This window comes from Sporosarcina sp. P16b (assembly GCF_002743065.1).
GTDB lineage: Bacteria > Bacillota > Bacilli > Bacillales_A > Planococcaceae > Sporosarcina.
Map to the genome: position 1 here is coordinate 1 of NZ_PDYO01000030.1, position 12,749 is coordinate 12,749.

11 protein-coding genes are annotated in these 12,749 nt (G+C 34.2%); all 11 read right to left on the reverse strand.

Annotation, left to right across the window (positions count from 1 at the left end):
- Window positions 1-520 precede the first annotated feature (520 nt).
- Window positions 521-2,329, reverse strand: a complete 1,809-nt coding sequence (locus CSV77_RS16385; RefSeq protein WP_099674222.1) for a hypothetical protein — start codon at window positions 2,327-2,329, stop codon at window positions 521-523.
- 21 nt (window positions 2,330-2,350) lie between these two features.
- On the reverse strand, window positions 2,351-4,339 hold the full coding sequence (locus CSV77_RS16390) for a hypothetical protein (protein WP_099674223.1): 1,989 nt from the start codon (window positions 4,337-4,339) through the stop codon (window positions 2,351-2,353).
- Window positions 4,339-4,992 carry a hypothetical protein gene (locus tag CSV77_RS16395; protein WP_099674224.1) on the reverse strand — a complete coding sequence of 218 codons (654 nt, stop codon included), beginning with the start codon at window positions 4,990-4,992 and terminating at the stop codon, window positions 4,339-4,341. The genes CSV77_RS16390 and CSV77_RS16395 overlap by 1 nt, the downstream gene beginning before the upstream one ends.
- A gap of 363 nt (window positions 4,993-5,355) precedes the next feature.
- Window positions 5,356-6,096 (reverse strand): hypothetical protein, encoded by a 741-nt coding sequence (locus CSV77_RS16400; RefSeq protein ID WP_099674225.1) that lies wholly within the window; start codon window positions 6,094-6,096, stop codon window positions 5,356-5,358.
- Between the two features lie 65 nt (window positions 6,097-6,161).
- Complete coding sequence (locus tag CSV77_RS16405) at window positions 6,162-6,983, reverse strand: S1 RNA-binding domain-containing protein (RefSeq protein WP_233212293.1); 822 nt, start codon at window positions 6,981-6,983, stop codon at window positions 6,162-6,164.
- Window positions 6,984-7,167: 184 nt separating this feature from the next.
- Complete coding sequence (locus tag CSV77_RS16410) at window positions 7,168-8,925, reverse strand: type IV secretory system conjugative DNA transfer family protein (RefSeq protein ID WP_233212294.1); 1,758 nt, start codon at window positions 8,923-8,925, stop codon at window positions 7,168-7,170.
- A gap of 21 nt (window positions 8,926-8,946) precedes the next feature.
- Window positions 8,947-9,360: a hypothetical protein gene (locus tag CSV77_RS16415; protein ID WP_099674227.1), complete on the reverse strand. Its 414-nt coding sequence runs from the start codon at window positions 9,358-9,360 to the stop codon at window positions 8,947-8,949.
- Window positions 9,361-9,692: 332 nt separating this feature from the next.
- The gene (locus CSV77_RS16420; RefSeq protein WP_233212295.1) at window positions 9,693-10,874 is read right to left on the reverse strand and encodes a phosphoribosyltransferase; all 1,182 of its coding nucleotides are present in this window, start codon (window positions 10,872-10,874) and stop codon (window positions 9,693-9,695) included.
- Window positions 10,867-11,721 carry a DNA-processing protein DprA gene (locus CSV77_RS16425; protein WP_099674228.1) on the reverse strand — a complete coding sequence of 285 codons (855 nt, stop codon included), beginning with the start codon at window positions 11,719-11,721 and terminating at the stop codon, window positions 10,867-10,869. The genes CSV77_RS16420 and CSV77_RS16425 overlap by 8 nt, the downstream gene beginning before the upstream one ends.
- Window positions 11,722-11,937: 216 nt before the next feature.
- Window positions 11,938-12,438: a hypothetical protein gene (locus CSV77_RS16430; RefSeq protein WP_099674229.1), complete on the reverse strand. Its 501-nt coding sequence runs from the start codon at window positions 12,436-12,438 to the stop codon at window positions 11,938-11,940.
- Window positions 12,438-12,749 (reverse strand): hypothetical protein (locus CSV77_RS17210; RefSeq protein ID WP_233212296.1); only part of this gene is annotated, 312 nt, incomplete at its 5' end. The genes CSV77_RS16430 and CSV77_RS17210, both read right to left, overlap by 1 nt.

Consider the following 12,749-nt stretch of genomic DNA (forward strand, 5'->3'; position numbering starts at 1 on the left):
CCTTCAGCCACTACCTCACGATAGCCACCTTGTCTTTCGCTAACAGTTCCTACTGCCAAGCCTGTAGCGGACTTTCACCGCCGAGTATTTACCCATGCAGGGCACACCAAAAAAAGCCGATTTCACCCATAGTGGGATCAATCGGCTTTTAAAATATATATCACGCAAATAATGCGTAAGTATCTAGTGTGCATACAGCAATCTTGGACGTAATACGTCTGCCTAACTTTTCTCAGAGAGAATGAAAATACAAAGGCTAAACATTTGTGTCGAATCTCCTTTAGTGAAAATTAAAAGGTATTACGACTTTCACCTGGAAAAATGGTGACGTGAAAACTAATGAAATATATATGTATATTATATCCACTTCCAAAAGCGATAGCAAATGGATTGGATACTTAGTATAAGCATTCTGATTAACATAGCAAAGCTGATGTTTAAAAAAACTGAATTGAAGTAAAATGAATTAATTTGGTAATCTTTATTTTACAATGTTTTTGATGCATTATGATTACTGATTTTATCTGTAAGTTGATTTATCGCTCGGCAATGGCTTGTTTCCCGGAATAATTACTACCACAATATTATCGGGGTATGTGTTTTTCAATTCATATAATGGTTCTATGTGATCTAAATACACCAATTCTCTAAGATCATTGACTGGTTTATCTTTTTCATTTAAATCTAATAAAACGAAAACTCCTAATTGATCATATGAGTATACGTATGAATGAACTTGCTCCAGGTATTTATCACGTATACTGGCTTCAGTGATTTTTTGTTTTGTCTTTTTTAATTCGATTGGAAATGTATAATTATTGATTTTATAAACAATATCAATTCTGCCTCCGTCTGCAAAATTAATTTCTTCCTCCGATGAACCATATGCAATTCCTGAGTATTGAAAATGCTTAAATAAACTATCTTGAAGATCTTTTTCAGAAGCCGTAGCTCCTTTACCTTTATGCTTTTCAGTATACAAAAAGTTAAACATTTCATCTCTTCTATTTCTAACAGTTAATATTAGGTACCTTATTATCTGCTCCATTATTTGCATAAAGATATGAAGCTTTTCATTACTATAGTTTGGAACTTCTTTCTTAATAGAGCTATACAAACTATTAAAAATTTCTTCTCCTATTTGAAAACCCGTAATAAATTCGTAGTTACTTCCGTGCCTAGCCATTGTATATTCTGCTATCACTTCCAAAACATGATCTAAGTCTTGGATATCGTGGGTTGTCTTAAACCTTTTTACTAATTCAGCAACATTCCCTCCCCGAGTAACACTGTCTATTTTCACACAAGCTTCAATAATTGAATCATTGTCCTTTTTTTTTTCGTCTTTTTTTATTATTTCTAAAAGGTAGCTTAAAAAATTGCTTAATGATTTATCATCAGAATAACTGGAAATTATAGTGTTTATTCTTATCTCGTAATACGGAAAGTTTTTAAAATATAAATTTTCGAGTATATTTTCATTTACTTGTGATTGTAATCTAGAAAGTAAAGTTTGTTGGAATCCACTGCCAGAAAGAGAGACATTCAAAAGCTCGTAGTGGTATTCTGATAATTTCTTAAATTCATTGAAAAAGTCTATCCACAGATTGTGATTATTTGTTGATTCATATATACTTTTCAAGTTGTAAAATACTTTATTTAACTTATATTCAATAGCGAGCAGGTTTTGATTATAGTGATATGCAGATCTAACAGATAGAAGATTAAATATATTTTCAAAAGAATTATCCATTTCTTTTTCATTTGTTGTGAAAAAGGATTCAATAAACTTACTAACATTATAAAAATAATCTGCGTCCGTTCTATTTTCGATTTGTGTTCTTGCATAGTTGAATAACGTAGAACTTCTATTTAACATATCAATAAATTCTGCTTTATCATCAGAAGTATTACACTCCAAAAACTTCAATAAACCCAATCTGTAATAAGCCTCCGAAGAAACCTCAGGATTCTGATGTTCTATACAACTTTCTAACTTTTCACTTACGCACTGATCATCGAAGAACATGGTTAAATATCTTAACGAAGTTATTAATACAAATGGATCTTCTTCATTTTCAATATCTAATAACATGTCGAGAGTAGAGCCTCTTCTCACTTTATTGATAATGGTTAAAAAAACAAGTGCCTCAATAGTAAGGGTCTTTATATATGCATTATTTTCGTTTTCAAGAACCTTTCTAAAAAATCGCTTTAATTCTCTTTCTGAAATATGTTCAATATTATCCCGTTCAGTAATCCAATCTTCCATAAAAACAATTTTGTCAGTTGCTTCTTTGTCGAAGAATTTTTCGTATAAAGTTCCCATCTATTTCACCCTATTTTAAATTTAAAATACGCTTACTCCCGTTTCTCTTGAATCAACTTTTTCAGCTATACTTGCATTCTTTAATGGCTCTAAAGCTGTCCCGATTATTATTTGCAAATCATCACCATAGTTTTTTTCAATTTCCTTAAATAGTGATGATAGCCCCTCCAAATCTTTACTTATTACCTCCTCCTTCCCTGGGGAATCAATAATAAGGAGCCTAGGATGTCGACCAACGGAGAATACAATATCTAATTGAATTAAGCTAATGAAAAAAGCTATCTTGGCTCGCAACTGTTCCCCTTCATTTAATTCGCCGAATCTAGTTAACTCACCATTCTGAAGGTATTGAATTTCCAAATTGTCCGTGATTACAACGTCTGTGACGCTAACTAATCCAAATGTATGAATTTGTTTTAGTATTAAGGATTTCAAGCTTGATAGTATACTATCACTTTCCTTAATTCTAATAACATTTAGTTCTTTAATTGCAGAGTCCAAAACATCGATTTTATCATATAGCTTCTCCGTTGAAGAATCTTCATTCTGTGAATCTAATCGGCTGAGTCGATATTCTAATTCTATTTTTTTTTCAATAAGGTTTGATAAGGAATCGATATCTTCTTCAGTAAATTCAATTAAGCTAAGCGACTCTTCAATTTCTAGTAATTCACTTTTTTGTAATGCCGCCTCTTTTTCTTTTAATATAATTTCTTGATTTAGTACTTCATATCCTACTTTCAATTTCTTCTGTTGCTCGACTAACTCTGTTAACTTTGACTCCAAAACTTCTTTTTGATTTTGATTGGTTTCTGATAAGTTATTTTCACAAAGCATACATTTGTGTTCAATCTTTTCAACAGATTTTCTTTCTGGTACGATTTTTTGTTCGCATCGTGGGCATGCTTTCACTTCCAAATTACTAAAAAACATACCAAAGCTTAATTCTTCTTCCAATCTATTTATTTGTTTAATAAATTGGTTAATTTGTATTTCCATTTCTTTTTCGTGTGACTTCAGATTTCTTAAATCCTCTTCTGCTTCCTTAATCAGTTCCGCTTGATCATTGTATTGTTCTAAGTTAAAACTTTTCAGGAAAGTACTTTTTTGCTTTTGTTTCAGGAAATTGATTTCTTCATTTACTTTATACAGTTCACTTTCGACATTCGAATCATTAAATGAATTGTCTTGCGAAATCGAAAGGAAATTTTGTTTCTTCAAGTTGTTTGATAAATGTTCTTTGTAGTGGTTTAAAGAATTAATTGCGGAAGTTAGTTGAAGGCCAAGTAACATTTCCATTATTTTTTTCTCTTGCCCGCCAAAATCCTGATTTAAAAACAGAACATTGTAATCCTTTGATTCAAGGTAGATAGACTTGTAGTAGGTCTTCCAAGTAGTTTGATTTTCTACTAAGTCTATTTTTCTTTTATCGCTACTTGTCCATTTCAAACCATAGTAAGAAAGCTCTTTAAAGAAAAAGTCTTCCATAGACTCTTTAAAATATTTATCAGTATTGGCCTCAAATTGGATTAAATGTGGCTCAAATGTTTTTTTCTGTTCCCTGTAGGTTAATAGCTTCTTCAAATTTACTCTATAAAGACCACTAGAAGTTCTTTTTCCTAGTAGATTGATATAAACCGTGTAGGAAACATTTCCAATATTAAACTCAAGAAAAATTTCATGTAACCAACTTAACACATCTTTTTTTATAGAGTTCTTTTCACCTGTGAGAGCAAACTTGATCACCTTGAAAAGTGAAGATTTCCCTTTACTGTTATCGGCGAACAAAACATTAACACCACTATCAAATATTTTTTGATAATTTATTTTTTCACCTGTATTTTTTTGCCCCATAATTTTCATTTGATTTATTACTAGTCTTTTTCCAAGAGAGAGTGGGCTATCCTTTTCATAGTCATCTAAAACAACTATTTTTTCAATTTCTTGATATGTTAATTTATCGCCATGTATATTATGTAAATGAGAAACAAAATCATCAAAATTAAACATTAAAGTTCCTCCTCAAATAACTGGAAATATTTCTCCTTAACTTCCTGCTGAATCCCTTTGATATATTGATTTATTGGTGTAGTTCTATATTGATCGTATTCATACTGCTTTATTTTTAATTCCGTTCCTGATAAGTTTCCAAAATATTTTTTTATTAACAACAATCTTTCTTCGTACCACTTTGCTTGTTGTATATTCGGCAATATTTCTTTTTCAACTTTGTTTATTCCAAAACCACTCAAAAAATATAATTTATCGAAAACTTTTCCGGTCACACTTCTTCTACTTTCAAATTTAACAAAGCCAACCGTTACTAAAAATAATATTATATGATCAATTTCTTCGTATGCCCCAAAGAAATATCTTAACATATCTTCGCGTCTTAACTCCGGTTCATTTGAATTAAATATCGATTTTACATGTCGTTGAATTTGATCTTTACAATATCCCTTTTCTCCCACTAAATTTAGCAATTCATATGCTAAATAATCAGGATATCTAATTAGAAAATCTATTTTTTGTATTTTCACTTCGCTCTTAAACACTTTTAAATATTCCGGGTAAAGTTTAGATGTTCCTTCGATTTCATCAGATAAGAAATAAAAAATCAATAATATTCTTAATTTCTCCCTATAATAACCTCTTTCTTCCATGTTATAGCCACCTCGAATTAAGTTAATATCTTCATCTTATCATAATTCGGACTATTAACATATTAGTTATACTAATCCACCTGTGTAATTTGCCCTTAAATAACTTTTCATTACCATTCCTTTATGCTCATCTTTTTGATTAGCATCTTTATTTTTTAGGTAGATTGTACCCTTAATATAGGGGTTGATTGAAACACATTTAGTTATATTTTGTTTAAGTCAAAGCTTTTAGTATCCGTTAAAAATAATTACCTTCTACACATGAACCAGGTATTTACAATCTAAAGTAGAGATAAATTCTCTCTCACTGTTTTGATAACTGAAATAACCCAGCATCATTCCTTCAATGGATATTCAGAGTACTCAATCACTGTCTAGTTCCATATTCATCGATATTTTTCCTTCAGTAACAAACTCGCCCGACTCATCCAGGAAATAGAACAGCTTTCGAAGGTCTCCAATACTCTCTCGTAAATCCACATCTATGGCCACCCTTACCTTTAGTTTTTTTGCATTTACCTTTATCAGTTGCAAGTGCCTTATAGATTCTGTAATAATGATAAGACGCTCGTTGAAGTGTTTACCGCCCCATTTCAAATACATAAGCAAATCATTTACATCACCTCGTACCACATACACATAGATTGGCTTTCCATGAAATTGAATTGCACCACTGAATGGTTCTTGTGTCGGCAAAACTTTTGATTCAGGAAAATGTTGAAACAGTTGGAAAAACAGAAGACGTTTCAAAACATCCTCTATTTTGTATTTGATCCAGTAGTTACTTTCATAACAGTCATTCAGCCCAGCAATGACTGCTCCATTTATTCCTAGTGAGTAAATCGGTACGATTTTTTTCTCTCTATGGATTTCATGCCGTACTATTTTCTTTTCCGCTGCCATTTGTTTTAATCGTTTCTTATCCAAAGAAAATAATCGGAAGAGTTGCGCTCCCCCAATTACCCCTACTGCTGCTAATGCCTCCAATGCTTTCCGCTCTTTCAGTGATTCTCCGTTGACAAAATCTGAACGTTTTATGTTTGATGGTATTCGTGTCCAATGCAAGCTCCATTCATGAGATAAAGAAAATGGACTGGTTGACATGAATTTCTCCTCCTTATATTAGAAATAAGGGGTCCAGATCATTTTAACCTGACCCCTCGATGTTTTTACAGCACACGGGTAATACGGGTGCGAATCTGTTCTTTTGCTGCATCAGTTTCTAACACACGGACCAATACCCGGTCACCTCTTTTGACATTTTGGAACTTCAAATGACGGGCCAATGAATCGACTCCGGCTTCTAAATTGACGAATACACCGTATTCACGCACACCGGAAACGGTCCCGACATATTCATTACCAGATGAGTATCGACCAATCGAACGCAACCACGGGTTCTCTTGTGTCGCCTTTGCACTTACAACAACTTTCTTCTCCTCTTTATCAATCTCCAAAACTTTAACTTTCAGGTGATCTCCTTGCTTGACCTCTTCCGTTAAATCGTCAATCCAACCGTACTTAATTTCTTCAAGTGGAAGTTTCACTTCAATTCCACCGATATCAGCGCGTACAAGCGATGGGCTTACACTGCGAACAACGGCAATGATTTCATCATCAACCTCAATTTTCTTTAGAGTAATGGATGCCATATGTTCCAACGCAGCAATACGTGATCCAGTGAACACTTCTGCTTCACGGTCATAGTTCAGAACTTTAAACGCAACAGACTGGCCTGTCATGGCTCGGAGCTGGCGTAAGTTGGCAGCACCCGTAAACTCCAATGGGATAAACCCACGGATGTTACCAAGTGTTACCACAGCGCAAGGTTTATCAAGCAGCGTTTCAATTCCAGTCATCGAAGCCTGTAGAATCGAATTATTTTGGTAAGCGCCGTAAACTTTTTTCCAATCATTATTAAACTCATTTTCCACCTGTACTTTCGATGGGTCAAAACCCTCGATTAGAACTTGCAAGTTGTTTTCTGTCATTTTATATTCTCTCCATTTCAATAGTTTATTTTTGTGTGAAATTAAAACCCGTTTCATTTTGCATTCTGGTTGAATTATCCTTTGCGATTAAAATTGGCAATAAAAATAACACCACTCATTAATCGTCTAGTTCCGATTAGCGAACGATGTCACGCATTTATTAGAACTAGAATTAGAATTAAAACTAATCCCAAAATCCATCATTAGACTTGACTACATTGCTCGTTTCCTTCTTTCTAGGATTTGAATTCGGTTGAACAATACCCTTCTCTTCATTGGAAGGAACGGTAACAACTGCTGGCTTATCCGTGACAATTGTCTGATTGAAGTCATGTTTAACTTCCTTCTTATGATTGTACGAACGCTTATCCTCTTTAGAGTTACAGGCAAGTTTTTTCTTTGTCGCAAAAAACTCCATTTCCGCTTCTGGTGCAATATCTGGGCTTTCGACAGTAGATGTTTCTAACGAATGAAGTGATTCTAGTTCAGGCTGGGTATTAGATTCAATTGGGGTAGCAGTTATTTGTTCTGTTTGTTCAGCTCCCTTCTCTATTTTTTTATTCACCCGTTCCCGAAAACGATCAAGCAGCCTATTCTTAGTGACCTCCTCAGATTTTTTACTTTTTTCCTTTTTAAAAGTTGTTTTGTCTTCCCATTCCCTAAGTTCTTTCCAATTTCGTGGAACAAAATGACCTTTTGCTAAAGCGGGTTTCTGTGGTGTACCATCTTCTAAAAGTTTATGGACAAAGTTGAATTTGGGTATGCCGTCCATTAAATCTGTTGGATCAAAACGATATTCTTCATCCTCTGTATCCCGATATGAATCTGGAAACAGCCGTGGCAACAATATTCGGTTCTTATATGTGCTTTGCCGCATGATGACTTTATCTTTACCGAATTCATCCGCAAAGTCTTGAGCATCCTGTGCGGATATGCCGCCAAAACAGATTTTGTTTCGGCAAGACGTAAGAATCGCCTGTTTCATGGCTTTTGGTCCAAGACTCCCCGATTCAATTTCGAGTTGGCCAAGTGATTGTGTCGCAAAAATACCCGCAACCCGGTATTCGGCAGCGAGTGACAAGAATATCTCTACATCTGGATTAATGTAACGGCTGTATTCATCCACAATCAAAAAATGAGGAATACGTGTATCTTCCGTTCCTGGTCTCCTAAACGTTCCGTTTTGCAGATGCATGATAATAAATTGGCCGAAGGCATCCCCGGCTTTTCTTAGCCTACCTAGTGCCGTGTTAACTGCGAGGACACCGCCTGTTTCCAAGTGTTCATCAATATTCACATCACTCTTACCGGTCATAATTGTTCGCAGGGCCTCGTTACTAACAATGTTTTCTAATTGTGCTCTTAACCCAATTACGAATTGCTGATATTTCTCACGCATACTTCCAAGTAGTTCCGCCTCAAAGAAATGGACTAAATCTGTCATCCCGTCACGACGCTTTAACTCTGTAACCTTTTGTTCCAATACATTTTGATCACGCAGCGTGTTCATTACATCGACGATATCCATGTTGTTGCCATGCAATTCTTTAAGCAGCTTAGTGACATTTCGTGCTGATAGTTCCTGTACGGTGGCGAAGAACGCATCCTGCTTCCCAAACAATCCTTTTAATACAACGACCGTTGCTTCCGCTACTGTATCCGTGTCACCCTCCATTGGATTGAATCGTGCTGAATCTGGTTTATCGGGATCAACGTGAGTACACGGGATATCCATTTCTTCACACATTTCAGCAACCATTGCCGCCACATCGCCTTTTGGCTCCACAACAGATATACCTAAGGGGATACCTCGTTTCTTTTGCAATAGCAATTGGTATATCATCGGTTTCAATATCGTCGCTGTCTTACCACAACGTGTAGGTCCAACAGCAAGCATATGTGTGAAACAGTCGCTTCCTTGCCATACGATTGGCATTCCCATCTACCTCAACTCCTTTCACTATCATTTCTTTATCCAATCCCACTTACCGAAGTGCTCATGTATCGGATCCAATTTAAATGGAGCACGATTATCTTCTTGAAAGCTGAACAACGTCTGAATGGTTCTTGAAATTTTATATCTGAGTAATTCCAGATGTTCTTTGTTCTGTTTTCTAATCAACAATTGATTTGATTGTTCACCTTCCTCCCATAATAATTCTGGTAGCGCATTGGCATTTTGGGATATACGTTTCGCCCAAAATTGCATATCCTTTTTATAGTTACGAGTATCCATTATCCTCAACAGTAGAAGTGATGTCTCAAGGACAAGAAATCCCAACTCGATTAATTCAGGTGGACTTTGCTTCGCTACATGGACTTCGACTTCCGGGTAGATATACAGCTTATTACTATAGATTATAGACTTGAATAACACTTTGTGGTTTCCCCCTTCCGTAAAAAAACAATAAAAATAACACGCTTCATTCAATTGCTGAACGAAACGTGTTTTGTATAGTAAAACGTATATATTTTATCCTCTGAAAAGACATTAATATTGTTTAAAAACCTTATCTATCTGCCGCAAACGCACCTATTACTTATATAGAAGTCGCAGTCTTTCGTCAACTTTCTTTAGCTTGACATCGAGTGAGGGTTAGTTGCCTATATACAATCACTTGTGAACATGAGTACTTTTACTTTCACCCCGTAAATTCTCCAACAACGATATCTTTCACATAAGAAAGTAGTTTCATAAAATATGCAGCATTAAATTAAATCTCCGAAATTCAAAATTTCCAAATCGTTTTCTGAATTATAATACTTCTTCCCATTAAATGTATCCCCATAAGGAATTTCACTGACAAATTGATAAGAATACGATTCCGATACATCGCCTTTAACTTCATAATTAGTCGAGTGGTAAATCTTTCCGAACTTTCCAAATGAAAGAAAGATAACCTCTTTGGCTCCGGCAGCGAAAAGCAAATGCTTCGCTGATTCAGCCGAGTATCCATTAGTAATGTAGTCATCAATAATGCATATCACTTTGCCTTTAATTTTATCAATTAATTTTGGATTTACGATTAAAGTATCGAAATCTTTATCGCTTTTATAAGTCAATCGTAATCTACCACTGCTATGTTTAGCTCTCATTGGCATGTGTCTAATCAATATTTCCGGTCCAGTTCTGGGCCCACCATTTATAAGTACTCTAAGGGCTTCTTTTAAAAAAGAAACAGATGTAACTGTATTATCAGGGTTTGATGAAGGGAAAGTTCCCCAATAATCAACCCTATCAAAATAAGGATTTGTTGTTACTTCGTTAATCAAATGGAATAATAGAAGAAGTAAGATTCTTTGATCCCTTGAGGATCTATCACCTTTTAAATTTGTTTCAAAAATTTGTTTCACTCTAGCTTCTTCTTCAGGTCTGTAATAGGTATTTGCATTGTTTAAACTGATAACACTGAAATTATTATCAAAAAACATTTGAAAATAATTTTCTTTATGAATTTCAAATGCCTTTAAACAATCGACAACATTTTGAAATTCAATGATTGGCAAACCATATTTTTTCACTTTATCAGAAATGACAACTCTGCCATTACTCATTGACTCTGGATTAAATATTGGTATTTTGCAGTGGAAGGAAAAAATTGCATCATCTTCAACAATACCTATAAAGCCAAAAATCGCACCTTTCTCTTTTAATTCCTTGATTTTATTTTTAGTTTGAGCACTTCGATTGACAAATTTCATTTTACTTTCATACTCTTTAGGTATTTTATTTTTTATTATATTAATTGTTCCTTGTCTAGCTACAATTGCTAATAGTACATCTTCATCATCAAACAAATCTGCAAATTTCAAGTTCTCTTCAATCAATTTATTGTCTTCAGTAAAAAAAACTAATTTTGATATAAAAACCATTTTGTTTTTTTTAGTCATTTAGCATTTCGCCACCAAATCCATAAATTTTATTGTTAATTAATTCGTCTTCCTGGTCCACAAATAAAATCTTCTTACCAGCCTCACTCGCATTTCTAATTGTATTCATAGTTCCACTTTTTAAATTCGTTTCTGTAACTACTACTATATCGCTGATATTTGCTACATATTGATTTCTATCTAAAAAACTAGATTTATAAGTATTTTCTTTTGGACCAATGGATGTTAACAACAAACCTTTGTTTAATATTGTTTTTGCTAACTCATGGTTTTCCTTCGGGTAAATTTTTTTGAAATTTGTAGGTAATACGGCAATCGTCTTGCCTTTATGAGCAATAGCTGTCTCATGTGAAATCGTATCAATACCTTCAGCTAATCCACTAACAATAACATAATCTTCTACAACAAATTTTTGGGTTAACTTCTTAGTGATTTCTATTGCTTTTTGGGATGGATGACGAGTACCTACGATTGCCACTCTTTTCTTGTTAACTTCTAAAAGTGAAATATCTCCTTTTGAATACATAAAAAGTGGCATTATTTTTTCAGGCATTAGAACTGTCATCTCATTCACATCATACTTAAAATATATTTTACTTATACTACCTCTTAAAAAGTCATCTTCTTTAAATAGGTCACTTTTAAAATTTCTGTATTTCAAGTAATTTTCGGCTAACTTTCTATCTTTATCAGTAAATTTACTTTCCAATTCGGGATATATTTTGTATCCACTATTAAAAATAATTTTTATAGGATCTATTCCTAAAAGAAAAACATCTTGTAAAAGGGTATTATTAAAGCCGAACTGTTTTAAGAAAAACAATTCACTTCTTACATTCTCCACCATAGCGTAACCCCTTCTTTATAATCAACTATACCTCTAAAAAATAGATATCGAAAATTTTTTGTACAAATGAATCATTATAAAAATAAAACCATTTCCCCTCGTACTTCATTCAGAGGAATGCTATTTCCAGGTTATGGTCCATTTATTGTATTAGAAATAAACATTAATTAAATCCACGAGACATTAATTTAATTGTCACTTAATACTAGGTGTTTGTCAATTTTCCTCATTATCAGTAGATGCTCCCAATATGATTCTTACATCCCCACGTTCAATTCTCTCCTTTTCCTCGTTACGTTTTTCAAAATAGCTTTTGTTTGGCTGTTCCTCGATTCGCTGGTTCCCACGCTTTTTCTTGTAGGAGATTTCGGCACGGATGAAGACGACATTCAAATAAACAGCGACTACCACAAGCAATACCAACGTCAATTTCATCATTGTGAAATGTGATAGAAACTTTTCCATCTTCCAAGATGAATAGACAAAACTTGATAGCAGCATGACACCAAATAACGTCATTGAGAACCCCATCAACTTGTCTAATTTCTTATTTTTGTTCGGTTGAATTCTACACACTATTAAATGAATGGCAATAGCCGTCAGCCCGGACAACAAGATTAACTTTACTGATGGGATATAGACACCGTTATACATACCAGTGACCCCTAGTGCTGCAAGTATAAAACTAATCGTCACGACGATAATTTGCAATTGCATCACCCCTTCTTGATACGGGCTTGCGTAACTTCTAAATTCAACACGAAGACAAATTCATCCGCTAAAAGCTTACGCATCGTTCGATACATCCTTTTCTGGTCTTCTTCATCAAGATGGACCGCAATTTCATTGTTGAGTCCCTTTTCATGTTCAGTCAATCGCGTTATCGCTAGTAGCTCCCTCTTGGAAATACGATAGTGACAAGGTTTATCGCGTTCTAAGTATGACCAAAAATTTTTTTCTGCATGTATCCGCAGTATGCGTTCCTTAAAATACATGACTTTACTTATTCTGGAAGTACAGGGAAACGC

Excerpts from the sequence above, each read along its gene's own strand:
- CSV77_RS16385 (WP_099674222.1), bottom strand. The coding sequence starts at position 2,329 with ATGGGAACTTTATACGAAAAATTCTTCGACAAAGAAGCAACTGACAAA.
- CSV77_RS16390 (WP_099674223.1), bottom strand. The coding sequence starts at position 4,339 with ATGTTTAATTTTGATGATTTTGTTTCTCATTTACATAATATACATGGC.
- CSV77_RS16395 (WP_099674224.1), bottom strand. The coding sequence starts at position 4,992 with ATGGAAGAAAGAGGTTATTATAGGGAGAAATTAAGAATATTATTGATT.
- CSV77_RS16400 (WP_099674225.1), bottom strand. The coding sequence starts at position 6,096 with ATGTCAACCAGTCCATTTTCTTTATCTCATGAATGGAGCTTGCATTGG.
- CSV77_RS16405 (WP_233212293.1), bottom strand. The coding sequence starts at position 6,983 with ATGACAGAAAACAACTTGCAAGTTCTAATCGAGGGTTTTGACCCATCG.
- CSV77_RS16410 (WP_233212294.1), bottom strand. The coding sequence starts at position 8,925 with ATGGGAATGCCAATCGTATGGCAAGGAAGCGACTGTTTCACACATATG.
- CSV77_RS16420 (WP_233212295.1), bottom strand. The coding sequence starts at position 10,874 with ATGACTAAAAAAAACAAAATGGTTTTTATATCAAAATTAGTTTTTTTT.
- CSV77_RS16425 (WP_099674228.1), bottom strand. The coding sequence starts at position 11,721 with ATGGTGGAGAATGTAAGAAGTGAATTGTTTTTCTTAAAACAGTTCGGC.
- CSV77_RS16430 (WP_099674229.1), bottom strand. The coding sequence starts at position 12,438 with ATGCAATTGCAAATTATCGTCGTGACGATTAGTTTTATACTTGCAGCA.